At 61.2% G+C, this 18,923-nt stretch carries 18 protein-coding genes and 1 pseudogene; 8 read left to right on the top strand and 11 right to left on the bottom strand.

From position 1 onward, the window contains the following. Positions 1–6: 6 nt before the first annotated feature. Genes L8I05_RS22000 through L8I05_RS21990 form a run of 3 tightly spaced genes read right to left on the bottom strand, consistent with a single transcriptional unit; the run spans position 7 to position 2,207 of the window. On the bottom strand, positions 7–333 hold the full coding sequence (locus L8I05_RS22000; protein ID WP_242171512.1) for a DUF3325 domain-containing protein: 327 nt from the start codon (positions 331–333) through the stop codon (positions 7–9). After that, positions 334–1,908: a PepSY-associated TM helix domain-containing protein gene (locus L8I05_RS21995; protein WP_242171511.1), complete on the bottom strand. Its 1,575-nt coding sequence runs from the start codon at positions 1,906–1,908 to the stop codon at positions 334–336. Further along, positions 1,905–2,207 (bottom strand): DUF3649 domain-containing protein, encoded by a 303-nt coding sequence (locus tag L8I05_RS21990; protein ID WP_177016405.1) that lies wholly within the window; start codon positions 2,205–2,207, stop codon positions 1,905–1,907. The genes L8I05_RS21995 and L8I05_RS21990 overlap by 4 nt, the downstream gene beginning before the upstream one ends. Before the next feature lie 170 nt (positions 2,208–2,377). Between L8I05_RS21990 and L8I05_RS21985 the strand changes: the two genes are divergently transcribed. The 3 genes from L8I05_RS21985 to fecA all read left to right on the top strand — a co-directional run bounded on the left by L8I05_RS21985 (position 2,378) and on the right by fecA (position 6,231). Then, the gene (locus L8I05_RS21985; protein ID WP_242171535.1) at positions 2,378–2,866 is read left to right on the top strand and encodes a sigma-70 family RNA polymerase sigma factor; all 489 of its coding nucleotides are present in this window, start codon (positions 2,378–2,380) and stop codon (positions 2,864–2,866) included. After that, positions 2,863–3,804, top strand: a complete 942-nt coding sequence (locus tag L8I05_RS21980) for a FecR domain-containing protein (RefSeq protein WP_242171510.1) — start codon at positions 2,863–2,865, stop codon at positions 3,802–3,804. The genes L8I05_RS21985 and L8I05_RS21980 overlap by 4 nt, the downstream gene beginning before the upstream one ends. Positions 3,805–3,894: 90 nt before the next feature. Further along, positions 3,895–6,231, top strand: coding sequence for a TonB-dependent Fe(3+) dicitrate receptor FecA (gene fecA / locus L8I05_RS21975; protein ID WP_242171509.1), 2,337 nt, complete (start codon positions 3,895–3,897; stop codon positions 6,229–6,231). A gap of 729 nt (positions 6,232–6,960) precedes the next feature. On the opposite strand, the gene L8I05_RS21970 is transcribed toward fecA, so the two are convergent. After that, positions 6,961–7,833: a LysR family transcriptional regulator gene (locus L8I05_RS21970; protein ID WP_242171508.1), complete on the bottom strand. Its 873-nt coding sequence runs from the start codon at positions 7,831–7,833 to the stop codon at positions 6,961–6,963. Between the two features lie 105 nt (positions 7,834–7,938). On the opposite strand from L8I05_RS21970, the gene L8I05_RS21965 reads away from it, so the two are divergent. Further along, the gene (locus tag L8I05_RS21965) at positions 7,939–9,450 is read left to right on the top strand and encodes an MFS transporter (protein WP_242171506.1); all 1,512 of its coding nucleotides are present in this window, start codon (positions 7,939–7,941) and stop codon (positions 9,448–9,450) included. Positions 9,451–9,509: 59 nt separating this feature from the next. On the opposite strand, the gene L8I05_RS21960 is transcribed toward L8I05_RS21965, so the two are convergent. Further along, positions 9,510–9,920, bottom strand: a complete 411-nt coding sequence (locus tag L8I05_RS21960; protein ID WP_159954396.1) for an HPF/RaiA family ribosome-associated protein — start codon at positions 9,918–9,920, stop codon at positions 9,510–9,512. A 213-nt stretch (positions 9,921–10,133) separates the two neighbouring features. Next, complete coding sequence (locus L8I05_RS21955; protein ID WP_242171505.1) at positions 10,134–11,081, bottom strand: LysR substrate-binding domain-containing protein; 948 nt, start codon at positions 11,079–11,081, stop codon at positions 10,134–10,136. Between the two features lie 137 nt (positions 11,082–11,218). Here L8I05_RS21955 and L8I05_RS21950 point away from each other — a divergent pair, with 137 nt between their 5' ends. Both L8I05_RS21950 and L8I05_RS21945 read left to right on the top strand, forming a co-directional pair. Continuing rightward, positions 11,219–12,595 carry an L-serine ammonia-lyase gene (locus L8I05_RS21950; RefSeq protein ID WP_242171504.1) on the top strand — a complete coding sequence of 459 codons (1,377 nt, stop codon included), beginning with the start codon at positions 11,219–11,221 and terminating at the stop codon, positions 12,593–12,595. A 476-nt stretch (positions 12,596–13,071) separates the two neighbouring features. Beyond that, on the top strand, positions 13,072–13,386 hold the full coding sequence (locus L8I05_RS21945) for a DUF3509 domain-containing protein (RefSeq protein WP_242171503.1): 315 nt from the start codon (positions 13,072–13,074) through the stop codon (positions 13,384–13,386). Here the strand turns inward: L8I05_RS21945 and L8I05_RS21940 are convergent. From L8I05_RS21940 to L8I05_RS21930, 3 genes and pseudogenes are all read right to left on the bottom strand, one after another. Further along, complete coding sequence (locus tag L8I05_RS21940) at positions 13,383–13,871, bottom strand: phosphate-starvation-inducible PsiE family protein (protein WP_017135172.1); 489 nt, start codon at positions 13,869–13,871, stop codon at positions 13,383–13,385. The two genes, L8I05_RS21945 and L8I05_RS21940, sit on opposite strands and share 4 nt — an antisense overlap. 289 nt (positions 13,872–14,160) lie before the next feature. Next, positions 14,161–14,331, bottom strand: a pseudogene (locus tag L8I05_RS21935) (DUF6124 family protein); the annotation flags it as partial. Positions 14,332–14,466: 135 nt separating this feature from the next. Continuing rightward, the gene (locus tag L8I05_RS21930) at positions 14,467–14,712 is read right to left on the bottom strand and encodes a DUF6124 family protein (RefSeq protein ID WP_242171502.1); all 246 of its coding nucleotides are present in this window, start codon (positions 14,710–14,712) and stop codon (positions 14,467–14,469) included. A 426-nt stretch (positions 14,713–15,138) separates the two neighbouring features. On the opposite strand from L8I05_RS21930, the gene L8I05_RS21925 reads away from it, so the two are divergent. Next, on the top strand, positions 15,139–15,399 hold the full coding sequence (locus tag L8I05_RS21925) for a YebG family protein (RefSeq protein WP_003188807.1): 261 nt from the start codon (positions 15,139–15,141) through the stop codon (positions 15,397–15,399). A gap of 55 nt (positions 15,400–15,454) precedes the next feature. Here the strand turns inward: L8I05_RS21925 and L8I05_RS21920 are convergent, their stop codons facing one another. Continuing rightward, positions 15,455–16,474, bottom strand: coding sequence for a Glu/Leu/Phe/Val dehydrogenase (locus L8I05_RS21920; protein WP_197624863.1), 1,020 nt, complete (start codon positions 16,472–16,474; stop codon positions 15,455–15,457). 187 nt (positions 16,475–16,661) lie between these two features. Here L8I05_RS21920 and L8I05_RS21915 point away from each other — a divergent pair, with 187 nt between their 5' ends. Then, the gene (locus L8I05_RS21915; RefSeq protein ID WP_242171501.1) at positions 16,662–17,465 is read left to right on the top strand and encodes a transglutaminase family protein; all 804 of its coding nucleotides are present in this window, start codon (positions 16,662–16,664) and stop codon (positions 17,463–17,465) included. A 61-nt stretch (positions 17,466–17,526) separates the two neighbouring features. Here the strand turns inward: L8I05_RS21915 and L8I05_RS21910 are convergent, their stop codons facing one another. Further along, a complete protein-coding gene (locus L8I05_RS21910) occupies positions 17,527–18,897 on the bottom strand; it encodes an aromatic acid/H+ symport family MFS transporter (protein WP_242171500.1) in 1,371 nt (456 codons plus the stop codon). Positions 18,898–18,923: the final 26 nt, after the last annotated feature.

Raw genomic sequence — 18,923 nt, 5'->3', positions numbered from 1 at the left:
GCAAGCTCAGAGTAAGGCGAACGCCGCAGCAGGGCTGGCCAACAGACCAACGCCCGCCAGGATCAAGGCCAGTCTTGGCCGATACGGCAACAGCATCACCAGCAGCAGCGCGCTGAGCATCAATACCGCGCACCATTCCACCAGCCCTTGGGCCCAACCCGAGGCACTCACCGCAGGCCAGGTCGACAGCGCCAGCAGCAACCAACCGGTAATGCGCAAAGCCAGACGCCTTGGTGGCGAAGGTTTGCTGTGGAGCAATTCACCGTGATGGCGATCGGTGGACAGGCACAGCGCGACGAACCCGGCGTAGCACATCAGCAAGGCGAGCAACATTCAGTTCGCCTCCTGCTTGAGCGTCAATCCACGCGCGCGTTCGGCCTTGGGCTGCGGCGCCGCGCGGTGCTGCATTTTCCAGGCGGACCAGGTCAGGAACAAGCCGCTGGCCAGGCAGGTCAGGTCGAAGCCGGCCATGGCCCAGTCACCGCTGGCCAGTGACGCGCCCAAGTGCTGCGAAGTGGTCAGCGCGTTGAGCAATGGAATCGCCACAAACAGCAATGCGCCGACACTCAATTGCTCAACCCAGCCCTGACGGCCTCGACGCAATACGGCGTGCAACAGGCTCAAGCCCCAGGCAATAAAGAACACCTGCACTTCCCACTCGGAACGCCCGGCGAAACTCACCGGCAACAAGCGATTGGCCCAGAAAAACGCAGCGATGGCGATCATCAGCCCGGACATGCTGGCGATGTTCAGCACTTCCACCAACCGCAGCTCAAACGGCATCACGCCGGTTTTGGCGTGCTTGAGCTGGCGCTTGCCGAGCCAGATCACCAGGCCGGTGCCGATCATCGCCGTGCCCGCCAGGCCGCAGATAAAGTACAGCCAGCGCAGCACAGGCCCGGCGAAATGGCCCATGTGCAGGCCGTAGAAACTGCCGCCAATTGCGGCCGGCAGCGACTGCTCGGCACTGACCCGCAACAATTCGCCGGTGGTGCCGTTGAACGACACGCTGCTGCCGAAATCATGCGCCACACGGTCGGCACCGGAGCGAACCACGTTGACCGAGGCATTCACATCGCCAGGATTGTTGACCACCAACCGCCCCACATGCCCACCCGCCCATTGCTCGCGCGCTTGCTGGTACATCGGCAGTAACGGCAGCAATTGACCCGGCTGGCCGAGCGCCGGCGCGTTGTTGGTATTGGGGAACACTTCATTGAAAAATGCGCGGCTGTCGTCGCCGTAGGAGGCAACGATGGGCGCGGGCATCACCATGCTCATGAAGATCACCAGACTGCTGTAGGTGATCATCAAGTGAAACGGCAGCACCAGCACGCCCACCGCGTTATGCCCGTCGAGCCAGGAGCGCTGGCCTTTGCGCGGGCGGAAGGTGAAGAAGTCCTTGAAGATTTTCTTGTGGGTGATGATGCCGGTGATCAGCGCGACGAACATCACCATCGCGGCGATGGTCGACAACCAGCGTCCCCACGGGTAGGGCATTTGCAGCTGAAAGTGGAAACGGTAGAAGAACTCGCCGCCCATGCTTTCACGCGCCTGTACGGGTTGGCTGGTAACCGGATCGAGCACTTTTTGAATGAAGTTGCCGCGCTTGCCAGGGTCGACTTTGTCTTGCCACATCACCGACAGGCCGGGGTCGCGGCTGTCCGGCAAGGTGATAAACCAGCGCGCGGCATTCGGCGCCTGTTGCTGCAGATAGGTTTGTGCGGCGGCGAGGCTGCGCGCGTCATCCAGCGGATACGCCTGCACTTCGGGCTGCATCCAGTGGGTAATTTCATCCTTGAAATAGGACAGGGTGCCGGTCAGGAAAATCGCAAACAGCAGCCAGCCGAAAATCAATCCAGCCCAGGTGTGCAACCAGGCCATAGCCTGGCGAAAGCCCTCTTTCATGTGCGCGCCATCCAAAAACCGACACCCGCCAGCGTGGCAAACAGTGCACTCGGCAGCATCACGCCAAACCAGGCACGCCACGCCGTGCGGCAGGCAAAACACCAGAGCACCGCCAACAGGTAGAACACAAACGAGCTCATCATCCCGGTGATCACGGCGTCGGCGCGCGACGCGGGCATCCACAACGCCAGGCAGACGGCGGCCAGTGACGCCATCAGGTAACCGCCGACCACAGCCGCCAGCACGCGCGAGGTGACGGCGAGGCGATAAACGACGGGAAGTGAGGTTTTGCTTTTCATGCGGGAGGCGCCAGGGTCATCAGCGCGCAATATTAATGATAAATATTCTCATAAGCAAAAGAGAACGGATGAATCACCTGCCTGGCAGGATTGCCCAAGTGTGTCACCCGCCCTACAATGCGAACAATTCTTGTTCTCTAAAGTACATCGAGACTTTCTGAGTGAACGCGTTGCAGCCGTCCAACACCGTTGAAGTTCTGTACAACGACCATCACCACTGGCTCACCGGCTGGTTGCGACGCAAGCTCGGCTGCCCGGAAAGCGCCGCCGACCTGGCCCAGGACACGTTCATCCGTGTGCTCGCCGCGCGGGAAACCCCGACACTGATCGAACCCCGCGCCTTTCTCACCACCGTGGCCAAGCGCGTGCTGTTCAACTTCTACCGCCGACAGGACCTGGAACACGCCTACCTCGACGCGCTGGCGCAACTGCCCGAACACGTGGCGCCGTCGGAAGAAGAACGCGCAATCATCCTGCAAACGCTGATGGAGCTGGACCAACTGCTCGACGGCCTGCCCGTTCAGGTCAAACGCGCCTTCCTGCTGGCCCAGCTTGACGGCCTGACTTACGCGCAAATCGGCAACGAACTGGGCATCTCCATCGCCACCGTCAAACGCCACCTGAATAAAGCCGCCATGCGTTGCTATTTCGCCCTATGAATTTTTCCACGCAAGTCGCCGAGCAAGCCGTGCACTGGCTGATGGAAATGCAGCAAGGCGCGCTCAACCCGCGCCAGCAAGCAGCCTGGCAACAATGGCTGGATGCCCACAGCGAACACCAACGTGCATGGGACCATATTCAACGGGTCAACCAACGCCTGCGCGGCATGCCCTCACCCTTGGCACATGCTGCCTTGAACGCGCCGAAATCCCGCAGCCGGCGCCAGGCGCTGAAGCTGTTGCTGATTCTCGGCGCCGGTTCGGCAGCAGCCTGGAGCCTGCGCCAGCAGCATATTTTGCCGCCGCTGAGCGCCGATTACCGCAGCCTCGTCGGCCAGCGCCGCAAGGTGCAACTGGCCGATGGCAGCCAGTTGCAGCTCAATACCGGCAGCGCGGTGGATGTGCATTTTGATGGCCATCAACGTTTGGTGCGCCTGTTGGAAGGCGAGATCCTGCTGACCGCGCGCCCCGGCGACACGCCGCTGCACGTGCTGACCGGCCAAGGTTTGCTCAGCAGCCAGGCTGCGCGCCTCAACGTGCGCCAGTTCAACGACCACAGCCAACTGGCGGTCTTCGACGGCCATGTCGAGGTGATGCCCAACCGCTACAGCGGCCTGCCGCTGACCGTCGAGGCCTCGCGCCAGGTCAACTTCACCCGCAAAGGCTGGGACACTCCGCGCCCGACCGACGCCAACAGCGGCGCCTGGGCCGACGGCATGCTGGTGGCGGCGCACATGCGCCTGGAAGAATTCCTCGCCGAGTTGGGCCGCTATCGCCGTGGCCAAGTCAATTGCGACCCGCAAGTGGCCAACCTGCTGCTGTCCGGCAGTTATCCGCTGGACGACAGCGAACGCATCCTTGACCTGCTGGAAGTCAGCCTGCCGGTTAAAGTGCGGCGGTTTACCCGCTACTGGGTGACTGTCCAGGCACGTGCGTAAATTATTTTCAGAAAACATGAGCCGTTTTCCACACCTCGCGTGACAGAGAAGGAAAGCCACCTTGATCCTACCTTCTCAGGACCGCCCTTCATGCCCCAGCAACCGACACTTCTTGCCCGCACCTTGGGCCAACTCCTACTCGGCGCGAGCCTGAGTCTTACCGTGCTGCCGCAGGTGTTGGCAGCAGACGCCAAGCCCTATCACATCGCCCCGGCCACCCTGGAAGCCGCGCTGAATCAATTCGGGCGTGAGGCCGGCGTGTTGATTTCCTTCGGCTCCGAGGTCACGGCCGGCATGCAGAGCCGTGGGTTGTCGGGCAATTACAGTGCCGATGAAGGCCTGCGAAAACTCCTGGAAGGCACCGGCCTGCAAGCCCGCGCCGAGGGCGACAACGCCTTCAGCCTGCAACCGGCCAGCGCCCCGGCCACCCTCGAATTACAGACCTCCAACGTCGTTGGCGACTGGCTCGGCGACGCGGCGCAAACCAATGTGTTCGAACACCCCGGCGCCCGCGATGTCATCCGCCGCGAAGAATTCGAACGCCAGGGCGCGACCCAGGCGCGTGACGTGCTCAACCGCATCCCCGGCGTCAACGCCCCGGAAAACAACGGTACCGGCAGCCATGACATGGCGCTGAACTTCGGCATTCGCGGGCTCAACCCGCGCCTGGCCTCGCGCTCCACGGTATTGATGGACGGCATTCCAGTGCCGTTCGCCCCCTATGGCCAGCCACAATTGTCTTTCGCGCCGATCAGCATGGGCAACATGGATGCGGTGGACGTGGTCCGTGGCGGCGGCGCGGTGCGCTACGGCCCGCAAAACGTCGGCGGCATCGTCAACTTCGTGACCCGCGCAATTCCGGACGCGCCAACCGTCAAAGGCGGCCTGCAGACCGAAACCAGCCCGTCCTCCAGCCATGACGGCTTCAAGACCACTGGCAACCTGTTGGCGGGCGGCACGGCCGACAATGGCCTGGGCGGCGCAATTTTGTACTCCGGCACCCGTGGCGGCGACTGGCGCGAAAACAGCAACACGCGTATCGACGATTTGATCCTCAAGGGCAAATACCAGTTGGACGACGCCAACAGTTTCAACGCCATGGCGCAGTACTACGAAGGCCAGGCCGACATGCCCGGTGGCTTGAACGTCAAGGACTACAAGGCTGACCCGTATCAGTCCACCCGCCCCTACGACAAATTCTGGGGCCGCCGCACAATGTTCAACGCCGGTTACCGCTACCAGGAAGACCGCCGCGAATTCACCGCCAATACCTTCTTCACCACCACCTTGCGCAACGGCTACCTGGACCAGGGCAACTTCCTCTCGCTGTCGCCGCGCGAGTACTGGGTGCGCGGCCTGGAAACCCGCTTCGCCCAAGGCTTCGACCTCGGCCCCACCAGCCATGAAGTAGGCGTCGGCTACCGCTACATCAACGAAGCCGGCCACGAGTTGCGCTACCGCACGCCGATCAGCGCCAACCAGCAACTGCCTGACACCAACAGCCGCAACGACCGCGATACGCGCGGCGCCACCGAGGCCAATGCGTTTTTCGTCGATGACCGTATTGATATCGGCAAGTGGACCATCACCCCGGGCATTCGCTACGAGATGATCGAATCCCAGCAAACCAACAACCTGACCAACGTTAAATACAAAGGCGACTACAACACCGCGCTGCCGGCGCTGAATGTGCTGTACCACCTGACCGAAGACTGGAACCTCTACGCCAACACCGAAGGCTCATTCGGCAGCGTGCAGTACAGCCAGATGCCGAACCGCGTGAGCAGCGGCGAAGTGAAGCCGGAAAAAGCCCGCACCTGGGAACTCGGCACACGTTATGACAACGGCAGCCTGCGTGCTGAAATCGGCGCGTTCCTGATCAACTTCGACAACCAGTACGACAGCAACCAGACCAACGATTCGGTGATTGCCCGTGGCGAAACCCGCCATCAAGGCATCGAGTCGAGCATCAACTATGCCCTCGACGGTTTGAGCCCGGCGCTGGCCGGTTTTGATGTGTACGCCACTTACGCCTACGTCGACGCGACCATCCGCGAAGACGGCCCGAACAAAGGTAACCGCGTGCCCTTCTCGTCCAAGCATAAAGGCACCCTGGGCGTCGGCTATACCGAAGGCCGCTGGAAGCTCAACCTGGACAGCAGCTACCAGAGCAGCCAGTTCGCCGACAACGCCAACACCCAGGCGGAAACCGCCGACGGCGCCAACGGCCGCATCCCCGGCTACATGCTGTTCAGCAGCCGCGCGGCGTATGACTTCGGCCCACAGTTGTCGGACTTGAACGTGGCAGTCGGTGTGAAAAATATCCTCAACAAGCAGTACTACACGCGCTCATTCGACGACAACAACAAAGGCAAATACGTCGGTGAACCGCGCACGGTGTACGTGCAGACTTCGATTGCGTTCTAACCGCCAGAATCTTCCAAACAATGCAAAACCCTGTGGGAGCTGTTGAGCTTTAGCGAGGCTGCGAAAGCGGTGGGTCAGGCAACTCAATTTCGTCTGTGCCGCCGCCTTCTCAGCCTCGCTGGGGCTCAACAGCTCCCACAAGGGATCGGCGTTGTTGGTTGGGCCTGACTGCCTGCATCGAACCTCAGCTAAGCGTGGGCTCCCACAAACACAGCAAAACCCTGTGGGAGCTGTCGAGCTTTAGCGAGGCTGCGAAAGCGGTGGGTCAGGCGACTTAATTTCGTCTGTGCCGCCGCCTTCGCAGCCTCGCTGGGGCTCGACAGCTCCCACAAGGGATCGGCGTTGTTGGTTGGGCCTGACTGCCTGCATCGAACCTCAGCTAAGCGTGGGCTCCCACAAACAAAGCAAAACCCTGTGGGAGCTGTCGAGCTTTAGCGAGGCTGCGAAAGCGCTGGGTCAGGCAACTCAATTTCGTCTGTGCCGCCGCCTTCGCAGCCTCGCTGGGGCTCGACAGCTCCCACAAGGGATCGGCGTTGTCAGTTGGGGCCTGACTGCCTGCATCGAACCTCAGCTAAGCGTGGGCTCCCACAAACAAAGCAAAACCCTGTGGGAGCTGTCGAGCTTTAGCGAGGCTGCGAAAGCGGTGGGTCAAGCGACTCAATTTCGTCTGTGCCGCCGCCTTCGCAGCCTCGCCGGGGCTCGATAGCTTCACCAAGGAGATCGGCGTTGCTAACTGCCCGCCAGGCAGCTTGGAGTGCCGGCGACCAGGGCGTCGATTGCGCAGCGGGTCTTGGCTGGCATATGTGTGGCTGTGGGCCAGATCACATGGATCGGCGCAGGCTGGTCGCGGTAGCTGGGCAATACCGCTTCCAGTTGGCCGCGCAGCACATAGTGCGCAATCAACCAGCTCGGCAACCAGGCCAGGCCCACGCCTGCAATGGCGGCGTCGGCAACGGCCTGGAGGTCGTCCAGCACCAACGGCGATGTCACACCCGCGCGATGGGAATTATTGCAACGGTAGGCAATCCCTCGGTGACCGGCGAGGTCCTCGATATGTTCAATCCGCCCGACCCGTTGCAAATACGCCGGTGCAGCCGCCAGACCCACGGACTGTTCGCCCAGGCGGCGTGCACTCAGGCGGTCGGTGTCCGGCAGCGGACCGATACGCACTGCAACGTCGTAACCTTCCTGCGCCAGGTCGATCAGCCGGTCGGAGAACGAAATTTCGATTTCCAATTGCGGGTAACGGTCCATCAAACCCCACAACGCCGGGGCCGCATAGTGGTGACCAAACGCCAGCGGCAGGCTCGCCCTTAACCGTCCACGCGGCTGTTGCCGACCACTCTCCAGCACTGATTCAGCAGCTTCAAGTTCGGCCAGCGCACGCAGGCAATGCTCGTAGTACGCCTGCCCGTCCTCGGTCAGGCGCTGACGGCGAGTGGAGCGCTGCAACAGGCACGTGCCCAAACGTGCCTCCAGTCGCGCCAAACCCTTGCCCACGGCCGAGCGTGTGAGGTTCAAGCGTTCGGCGGCTTCGGTCAGGTTGCCGCTTTCGACGATTTGCAAAAACAGTTCAACGCCATCAAAACGCGGAGTGGCCATGGCTCTATTGTCGCCCTTGATTCCCTTAGCAGAGGAAAAGTTATCACGAATAAAGAACTAGGTTCCCGCGAGAATGGTACTTCCCCCAATCACAAGGAAAATCCCATGCCGCCCGCCGCCGCTGTATCGGCCGTCAGCGCACCGCGCACCGCCAAAGATGGCCTGGCCCTTACCGCCGTCTGCCTCGTCGCCCTGATGTTCGGCCTGGAAATATCCAGCGTGCCGGTCATCCTGCCGACCCTGGAACAGCAACTGGGCACAGGCTTTCAGGACGCCCAATGGATCATGAATGCCTACACCCTGGCCTGCACCAGCGTACTCATGGCGGCGGGCACACTGGCCGATCGCTTTGGGCGGCGGCGCATGCTGGTGCTGTGCTTGTGGCTGTTTGGCCTGGCCTCGCTGGCGTGTGGCCTGGCGAACGACGCTTCCACGCTGATCGCCGCGCGGTTTGTCCAGGGCGTGGGCGCCGGGGCGATGATGATCTGCCAGTTCGCGATCCTGTCGCACCAGTTCCGTGAGCCGGCCGCACGGGCGCGAGCCTTTGCAATATGGGGCGTGATCGCAGGCGTGGGCCTGGGCTTCGGGCCAATGGTGGGCGCGTTGATTCTGGCGGTCGCGGACTGGCGCTGGGTATTCCTGGTGCATGTGCCGCTGACCCTGCTGACCTTGGTGTTGCTGCGCATCAGCGTGCAGGAATCCCGCGACCCGGCCGGCCATCGGCTCGATATCGCCGGTATGCTGACCTTGACGCTGTCGGTGTTCGCGCTGGTGTATTTCATCACCCAGGGCAGTGAAAACGGCTTCGGCACACCGGCCATGCTTGGCTGGGCGGGCTTGTCAGTCGCCGGGCTGCTGCTGTTCATCGTTGTTGAACGTCGCAGCGCGAACCCGATGTTCGACTTTTCGGTGTTCCGTATCCAGCGCTTTAACGGCGCACTGATGGGCTCGATCGGCATGAACTTCAGCTTCTGGCCGTTCATGATTTACCTGCCGCTCTACTTCCAGGCGGGCCTGGGTTACGACACGCTGACCACCGGCGCGGCCCTGCTCGCCTACACCTTGCCCACCTTGCTGGTGCCGCCGCTGGCCGAGCGCCTGGCGTTGCGCTTTGGCGCCGAGCGCATCATTCCTTTGGGCCTGGGCATGATGGGCGCGGGCTTTATCGCGATGGCTACGGTCAATGCTGCCGAGCATCCGCGCATTGTGCTGGTGCTTTTCAGTTGCGCGATGGCCGGTGTGGGGTTGGCGCTGACTAACTCACCGACCACCAACACCACCACCGGCTCGGTCTCGGCCGACCGTGCGGGCATGGCCTCGGGCATCGACTTCAGCGCGCGGTTGATCACCTTGGCGCTGAACATCGCCTTGATGGGCCTGGTGTTGCTGCTGGGCATCAGCCATCACCTTTCCAGCGTGCTGCCCCAAACGTCTGCACTGGATTGGCCCGCCATCAGCCAGAATATTGCGGCGGGCAAGCTGGACGCGCTGGCGCTGGCCCCGGCAGACGCGCAGTCAGCTCTACGCCACGGCGCCGGTTGGGCGATGCTTTTTGCGGGCCTTGGCGCTGGCGGGTTGGCGATGCTGAGCGGGTACTTCTTCCGACGCGGCAGCTGAACGAAAACGGGCCTGCAGATGCAGGCCCGTTTGATTGGGGTTGAAAAAACTGTCAGCTATCAGCTGTTAAGCGCAGCCTGTTCGTTTTCCAGAAATTCCTCTTCAAGCTCGGCCTCGTCGGCCTTGGTATCAGGCAATGCTTGCCCGGCGGCGCGTGGTTTGCCGCGTAACTTTCCGTACAGATGCTCCAGCGCGTGTTCAAGCTTGGTCGCTGCACCATCAATCGCCTGTTCAAGGGTATCGGCCTTATGCAGGACCGACAGTGGCTGATGGCCCTTTGGCCGTGCCTCCAGGCGGCAACTCAGATCATGAGGGCCAGGCTTATCGCCATTCTCATCTTTCAAGTAGACCTCGACGCGGGTCAGGTCTTCTTCATAACGTTCGAGCGTGCTCTCAATGGTAGTACGTACCCACTCCTCCAGTCGGATGCTGCTTTCAATATGGTTATCGCTATTGACTTGGATTTGCATAGTTCTTCCCTTATTTCAGCTAGCTCGCGAGAGGTCACAAACTGCAACACCGGGGTGGTGAAACCATGACCTCTTGATTACACAATTGAGCAGTCGGAAGAACATTTCAACCCCTTTGCGAAGATAAATTACACATTACAAATTAAGTCTGACGACGGGCAAAAACGCTGTTAGGGTGGGGAGTTAGTTACATCTTCTTACGCCCAGCGAACCTCACAATTGCCCCTCTCCCATGGGGTGCAATCCGCGAAAAACCCCCGCTTCCTCCACCAGCCAGTCATGCACCGCACGCACGCCCGGATGGTTCAGCGCGCCTGGCGCGTACAGCAGCACATAGCGTTTGTGGTTCGGCACAGCCAGGCCGAACGGCACGATCAACGTGCCGCGCTCCAGCTCATCATTGAGCAAGGTGCGCCGTGCGATGGCCACGCCCATGCCGGCGATGGCGGCTTCGATGGTCAGGTGATTGCGGTTGAACGTGTGCCCGCGCCGTACGTCGGCGTCGTGGTAGCCGATGGCATTCAGGTAAAACTCCCACTCGGCGTATTCATAACTCCCACGCCAGGCGGTAATGTCGTGCAGCAACGGGAAATGCACCAGGTCGGCCGGGCCATGCAGCGGCGGGCGACCGCGCAAGAGGCTGGGCGCGCACACCGGGAAAATCTGTTCATCCAGCAGGGCTGTGGATAACAGGCCAGGGTAGCTGCCGTCGTTCAAGTCGATCGCCAAATCGAAGTCGCCCTCGTGCAGCGCAATGCTGCTGTCTTCGGCGACCATGCGCAGTTGGATATCCGGAAAACGTTGCTGCAAACGCGGCAAGCGCGGCGTCAACCATTTACCCAGAAACGACGGGATTGAGCGCAGGCGCAAGGTGCCGCTAATCATCCCTGCATCCAGGCGCTGCAACTCGGCATCGATGCTGCCATAGGCCTCCCCCACCGTCGCCGCCAGCCGCTGCCCCTCCGCACTCAGCTCCACGCCGCGTGCGCGCCGATGAAACAGACGGAAACCCAAACGCTCCTCCAATTGGCGGATTTGCTGGCTCACCGCCCCCGGTGTGATGTGCAGTTCTTCAGCGCAACGGGTAAACGACAAATGCCGCGCGGCGCAGGAAAAAACGTGCAGCCAGACATACGTCTGACCATGAAGAGGCCGGGTCATAGGGTTTAGTCCTGCTAAAGGGTGTCTTAGGATAATTCGTTGGTCAGTGCCGATCCAGAGGCGCAGTATCGCGCCAATTCCGCCTGCTCTACAAAACATGGCAGCGATTCCTACTCCATTGCTTGTTAGGCTTTAGCATGGCTATCAGTGTTTTCGATCTATTCAAAGTGGGCATCGGCCCATCCAGCTCCCATACCGTCGGCCCGATGCGCGCGGCGGCGACCTTCGCCCAGGCCCTCACCGAGCAGGATTTGCTGACCGACACACGCCGTGTCGAAGTGCGCCTGTACGGCTCGCTGTCCGCCACCGGCGTCGGCCACGCCACCGACCGCGCCTGCGTGATGGGCTTGATGGGCGAATGGCCGGACAAGGTCGACCCCACGTCGATCAACGCGCGCATCCAACAATTGCGCGAATCCGGCCAACTATTGCTCGCAGGCACGCAGGCAATTGCCTTCAACTGGCACACCGACCTCCTGCTGCTGGACGAAAGCCTGCCCTACCACCCCAACGCCATGTCCCTGCACGCTTATGGCGACAATGGCCTACTGAGCGAACAAACCTATTACTCGGTGGGCGGCGGTTTCATCATCGAAGCGGCCGAGGCGGCCTCCGGCATTGCGCCGACCAACGATGTTGAATTGCCCTACGACTTTTCCAGCGCCGTCGAACTGCTGGCCTTGTGCAACAAACATGGCCTGCGGGTTTCCGAACTGATGATGGCCAACGAACGCGCGTGGCGCAGCGACGAAGAAATCCGTAGCGGCCTGTTGCATATCTGGTCGGTGATGCGCGAATGCGTGGAGCAAGGCCTGCGCGATGAGGGCATCTTGCCCGGCGGCCTGGATGTGCCACGCCGCGCCGCGAAACTGCACCGCAGCCTGTTGGAAATCGGCAAGCCCAATGTCATCACCTCGACCTTGTCGGCCATGGAATGGGTCAACCTGTTCGCCCTCGCCGTCAACGAAGAAAACGCCGCCGGCGGGCGCATGGTCACCGCGCCGACCAATGGCGCGGCGGGGATCATCCCGGCGGTGCTGCACTACTACATGAAGTTCAACGCCGACGCGTCTGACGATGACGTGGTCAATTTCTTCCTGGCTGCCGCCGCCGTCGGCATCCTCTGCAAGAAAAACGCCTCGATCTCCGGCGCCGAAGTCGGTTGCCAGGGCGAAGTCGGTTCGGCCTGCGCCATGGCCGCCGCCGGCCTGGCCGATATCCTCGGCGCCACCCCGGAGCAGCTCGAAAACGCCGCCGAAATCGGCCTGGAACACAACCTCGGCCTGACCTGCGACCCGGTCGGCGGCCTGGTGCAAGTGCCGTGCATCGAGCGCAATGCCATCGCGGCGGTCAAGGCGATCAACGCCACGCAAATGGCCCTGCGCGGTGACGGCAAACACTTCATTTCCCTCGACCGGGTGATCCGCACCATGCGCGATACTGGCGCCGACATGCATGACAAATACAAAGAAACTTCACGGGGCGGCCTGGCGGTCAGCTGGGTGGAGTGCTGATCGGAGCACTGCAACCCGTCCTGAACCTGAGCCCGCGCAAAAATAATAACGCGGCAATATCGATGACCGATGTACGCCATCCGCCGCGTGCCTGCTCTGCGCCAGTACTTGGGCCACCTGTCGAATGTGTTCGTGGTGGTGATCGGGCTGATTGCGCTGTCTGCGATCATTTTCTCGGTAGTGCCCTGAAATAGCTCACAACACAAATCCAATGTGGGAGCGGGCTTGCCCGCGATAGCGATCTGTCAGCCAGGAATTATTAAGCTGATACACCGCAATCGCGGGCAAGCCCGCTCCCACATGAGATAGGTGAAGGTAGGAAGATCGCTGTACGGCACGGCCCTTGCTGTACAGCTATTGAGGAAAACGGACCTTGTGAAAACCTCAGCGATGGAGTGGCCGGTGGTCAGGCAACGCGAACTAATCCCGACACCGGTCGTCAATGACTGCATGTTCTTATCAGGCGGTAACGCACCATGGACAATCCTTTTCAGATCATCACCGACACGTTCACCCCCAAATACCGCGTCAACCTGAGCATCCAGCGGCTGGATGGCAGCATCATGCTCACCCTCTCCAATGAGGAGGGCGTGGTTGCCAAACGCATGATCAGCGCCGAACAGCGCAATGACCCGCAACGGCTCAAACGGCTGGTGCAAAGCATTCAATTCGGCATCGCCATCGAGCAGGGCCACAGCGCCATGGAGATTCTGGCGGTGATGACGGACGGCGACCATAAACTCCTGCAGCGCCCCCCCGCCCGCACCCTGCCCTTCAGCGTCGGGCTTTAAAGCTCGCCCTTCTCGGTTTCCAGGCTCGCCTCGCCCTTGCGGCGCGGGCCTTCGACTTTAACCGACGGGAACGCCGACGACGCGTAGCGCACCACCAGAATCGAGAACGCCAACAGCAGAATGCCGCCACACAGGTAGATGATGCCGATGTCCGGCGGGTTGTGGTGGGAGACGTTGGAGATCAACAGGCGCGTCAGCGCGGTGATCGCCACGTAGATCAGGAAGCGCACCGGCATGTGGTTGGTCTTGAAGTAAATCCCGACCATGGCGCCCAGTTCCAGGTAGATGAACAGCAGCAAGATGTCATCGATCTTGATATGCCCCGTCTCCAGCATCCCCAGAAACTCCATCACCGCCGCCCAGGCGGTCACCGCACCAATGGCGAACAACGCCAGGTAGTGGAACGTCTCGACAAATAGATTGCCCAGCGACTCGGCCAGCCCATGGACTTGCTGACGCAGCTTTTCGGCCCAGTTGATTTTCACGATGATGCTTCCTTAGGTCGGCTCGACCGGATAATGCGGGTTGGACGTGACGGTTGTTCTGCATGCAGAAAAAAGGCCAGACACTAGGACTTGAGATGGTGGCGGCCTGACATGAGGCACAAGGTGACGACACCACTTGTGGCGAGGGCGCTTTTGATCGTTCCCACGCTCTGCGTGGGAATGCATCCCGCGACGCTCCGCGTCCCCCTTGAGCCTTGCGTGAGCAGCGGGGCGCAGAGCGCCCCAGGCGGCATTACCACGCGGAGCGTGGGAACGATCGGTTGAGGCCTCAGGCGAGTGCGACTTGCTCCAGGGCTCGGTCGACCAATAAGCCGCCCATTTCCACCAGTTGGTGAATCGCCAAGACCAAGCTTCGCTGCGGGCCTTCAAGGTCGAATGCCAGCTTATTAGCCATCTCACGGGCGCTGCTTAGGGTTTCGCTGGCATTGGCGAGCAAGGTTGATCGTTCCCACGCTCTGCGTGGGAATGCATCCCGCGACGCTCCGCGTCCCCCTTGAGCCTTGCGTGGGCAGCGGGGCGCAGAGCGCCCCAGGCGGCATTAATACGCGGAGCGTGGGAACGATCGTTTGAGGCCTCAGGCGGGTGCGACTTGCTCCAGGGTTCGGTCGACCAATAAGCCGCCCATTTCCACCAGTTGGTGAATCGCCAAGACCAAGCTTCGCTGCGGGCCTTCAAGGTCGAATGCCAGCTTATTGGCCATCTCACGGGCGCTGCTTAGGGTTTCGCTGGCATTGGCGAGCAAGGTTTCTGTATCAGAATCAGGAGTAACGCTGAACAGCGTCGAATCAGTAGACGGAGGATTGGGGGTGATCTTTTTCATGGCACAGCTCCTCTCGTAGGGAAACCATCACCACCTGCCGCCAAGCAGTTTGGGTGACGGATTGCACAAGGTTGGCGGACCGGTACGAAAGGAACCCGGCACCCCGAAGGGTCCCTGTGCAACCCGCCATGACATAAGAATGCAAACGGAGTTAGCGTCTGAAATCCTATTAGAGCGTTGTTGCACCTTTCGTAGCAGGCCGCCAAGCCCGCTCGCTGCATGTGCAGCGCCGGTGGAAGGTAAGCCACCGGACAATTCCAGCGCAACCCCGGCAAGTTGTCAGACATTTCCGTTGTAGCAAACCTGTATTTACGGGCTACATTAAAAAACTGCTACCCAAACCCTGTCGTTTGGCTTAACCTTTTCGCTGTATATAAATACAGTAGTCGCAAAAGACAACTATCGTGAAGGCATGTGAGGTGGTGAATGGCCGTCGAAGTGGTATACCGCAGCAGCCGAGATCTGGAGCGTTTGTTCATGGATAAAGCCGAAGCTGACCGTCATGACAAGATGCTTGAACTCGCTGAGTTGCTGGCAGAAGTGTTGCAAAAAGCCGTGCCGTCCCTGAGCGAGCAGCAGGTGGAAGAAGCCGGGATCTACATGGCGAAGAACCGCGATGTATTTGCCAAGGCGTTCAAGAGCCAACCGGACGCACTGTCCGAGTTGCTCAACCCGGCAGCGGAATAAAGCCCGAATTGAACAGGCCCTGAATTATTGATTCAGGGCCTTTTTAATGCCTGGCTTACGGGTAGAGCAGGCGTTCGGCCAGCTCATCCGCCACCCGTGCGGGCGAGCGCTTTTCGGCTTGGGCGTGGGCGAAGATTTCGGTGAGGCGCGTGCCGATGTTCGACAGGTGCGCGGTGATGCCGGGCAGCTCGGCGCCAGCGTGTTTGAGTGCGACGTAGATCAGGCCACCGGAGTTGATCACGTAGTCCGGGGCGTAGAGGATGCCGCGCCCTTCCAGTTGGTCGGCGATTTCCAGGTTGGTCAATTGCGCGCTGGCGGAACCGGCCACGGCGGCGCAGCGCAGTTGGCCGACGCTGTGGCGATTGAACACCGCGCCGACGCCGCAGGGCGAAAGAATGTCGCAAGGCGTGCTGAGCAATGCATCGTTGGCAATGGGGTGCGCGCCGAGCTGTTCCATGGCCAGCTGCACCTTGCCGTTGTCGATGTCGCTGACCAGTAGTTCAGCCCCCGCCGCGTGCAGTTGCTCGGCCAGGGCGTAGCCGACGTTGCCCAGGCCCTGGACTGCTACGCGCAAGCCTTCAAGGTTGTCGCTGCCCAGGCGCGCCATGGCGGCGGCGCGGATGCCAGTGAATACGCCCATCGCCGCATGCGGCGCCGGGTCGCCGGCGGCGGTGGTGCTGGTGACGAAGCGGGTGTGCTGGGCGATGCAATCCATGTCGGCCACCGAGGTGCCGCTGTCGATGGAGGTGATAAAGCGGCCGTCGAGTTTTTCGACGCAACGCCCAAACGCCTCGAACAGCGCCGCGCGGCTTTCCACATGCACAGGCCGGATGATCACTGCCGTGCCGCCGCCCACCGGCAAGCCGGCCAGGGCGGCTTTGTAGCTCATGCCTTGGGCCAGGCGCGCGGCATCGGCCACGGCACTTTCATCGTCGGGGTAGGCGAGATAACGGCAGCCGCCCAACGCGGGGCCCAGGCGGCTGTTATGGATGGCTATGATTGCCTTCAGCCCGGTTACCGGGTCGACGCTCAGGTGCAGCGATTCAAGGCGGGTGCTGTGCATGAGAGCAAACATCGTCGGGCTCCCGAATCACTTCTGGTTGAGGCCCAAGTATAGGCTTACGGCAGGAAACTGCCGAAGTACGCTGGAATAAGCCGCCCGATTTCTCAGACCCCACGACATAAGCAGGTCGGATATTTCTTAAGTCACTGGACGAAAATTCACAGCAAGGCTAAAACGGGGGCATACGCCGGAGAACGCAATGAATCCCCGCACAGCCTTTTTCGCCTGCCTGGACCGTTCACCCCCTGCGCTGTTTGAAGCCGCGCTGTGGATTGCTGCCGAGCACGACCCGGCCGTGCAGCCGTTGCTGATCCTGCAAGATCTGGCGTTATTGCAACAGCAGGTCAGCGTCGGTATGCCCCTGTTGCCGGCCGATGAACTCGGCCAGCCACTGCTGCGGCGCATGAATGACCTGGGGTTCGCCCAGGACGACTTCACCCCACTGCGCCCTGCCGCCGCCTTGCTGGACAAGGTGCTGCAGCGCAAACGAGGGCAACCCTTGGCCATGGGGCTGATCGCGCTGGAGATGGCGCGGCGCCTGAATATCCCGATGGTCGGCGTCAACTTTCCAGGGCATTTTTTGCTGCGCGTGCCCGGCGCCGATCACCTGCTGGACCCGTGCGGCGGGCGGCGTTTGTACCCCAACGATTGCCGCGAGTTGCTGCACCGTCAGTACGGGCCGAATCTCAAGCTGAAGGCCGACCACCTGCTTACTGCCGAACCCCGCGCGATCCTGCAACGGCTGTCACGCAACCTGCGCCAGCTGCACCTCTCCAATGACAACCCATTGGCCGCTTTGATTGACGCCGAACGCGTGCTGGAACTGGGCAATGCCAGCGCGGCCGACTATCTGGCGCGGGCCAGCCTTTACCAGCGCCTGGATTGCCCGAGCGCCGAGCGTTTTGACCTGGAGCACGCCTTGCTGCTCAGCGAAGACCCGATCCAGCGCCTGCGCCTGACCGAACGGCTGGGGCACCTGCCGCCCAATTCAGTGGTGCATTGAAGTGGCAAGCCCTTTATTTGTGGCGAGCCCGCTCGCCACATAAGCCGCATCAGACGTTGAGTCAGTGATTGGCCGGTGCCTTGAGAATATCGCTGTGCAGCGGGATTGTCGGCGCACTCGGTACGGGCGAACGCACTTGAATGATCAACAGCGCCGCAATCACCGCCGGAATCGCGCAGAAGAAGAAAATCTGCTCCACAGGGATATGCATCGCCAGCAGCAGGCTGCCAAACAACGGTCCTAAAATTGAACCGAATCGCCCCACGCCGAGCGCCCAGCCCGTGCCCGTGGCGCGCACATGGGCCGGGTAGAAATTACTGGCGAAGGCATTAAGCGTGAGCTGGCCGCCAATGATGCAGAACCCGGCCGCGAATACGCAGGCCACCAGGTAGCGTGGGTTGTCGTGGTTCAAGCCGAGCAAAATGGTGCACACCGCAGCAGCCGCCAACACGCCGGACAATAGCCGCACTTTGCTTTTCAGGCGGTCAGCAAACCAGGCCATGCCGATAGCACCCAGGGTGCCGGCAAACAGGAACATTGAGGTCACCAGGTTGGCCTCTTTCAACTCGAGGCCGCTTTCCAGCAACAGCGACGGCAACCAACTGATCATGAAATACAACAGAATCAGGCTGACGAAAAACGTCGCCCAGATCAGCATGGTCGGGCGCGCGTAGCCGTTACGAAACAGCTCCACCACCGTGAGTTTGCTGCCTTGCGTCTGGCGATTTTCTGCTTCATTCGACGGTGGCGGTTGCCAACCGGGCAGCATGCGCGCCGTGACCTTTTGCAGGCGTGCGTACGGCGGTGCATCACGCAATAAACGTGGCAAGGATTCCGGCAGCAGCCACACGAGGAACGGGAACAGCAGCAACGGCGTCACACCGCCCGCCAGGAAGACCGCCTGCCAACCGTAGCCTTCGATAAACCCGGCCGCCACAAACCCACCCGCCGCGCCGCCGAACGAGAAGCCACAGGCGGCCAAGGTCACCATCAAGGTGCGCATACGTGGCGGCGAGTATTCCGACATCAACGCCATGGCACTCGGCATCGCGCCGCCCATGCCGATGCCGCAGATAAACCGCGCAGCCATCAGCGTAGTCAGGGAATTGGCGAACACCATCAGCACCGTGAGGCTGGCATAAATCAGCACGCAACCGAGCAAGATACGCCGCACGCCAAAGCGGTCGGCCAGCGGCGTCACCAGCAGCGAACCCAGCGTCAGCCCGAGCAGGTTGGCACTGAATACGGGGCCGAACGCGGCTTTTTCCAGGCTCCAATCCTTGGCCAAGGCCGGCACCACGTAACCGAGTACTTGGGCATCGTAGCCATCGGTTACCAGCAGCAGCGCCAGCAACAGAAGGATCAACCACTGATAGCGCGACACCGGACGGGCGTCGAGTGCCGCGCGAAAGCTGGCAATCTGATTGTGCATCGCAAGGTACCTATTATTTTTATAAG

The sequence above is a fragment of the Pseudomonas sp. MONT-RG-20F-20-E-7-02 genome, from assembly GCF_022662395.1.
Lineage (GTDB): Bacteria > Pseudomonadota > Gammaproteobacteria > Pseudomonadales > Pseudomonadaceae > Aquipseudomonas.
Note: the sequence above shows the minus strand (reverse complement) of the source record. Positions and strands in the feature narration are given on the sequence as shown.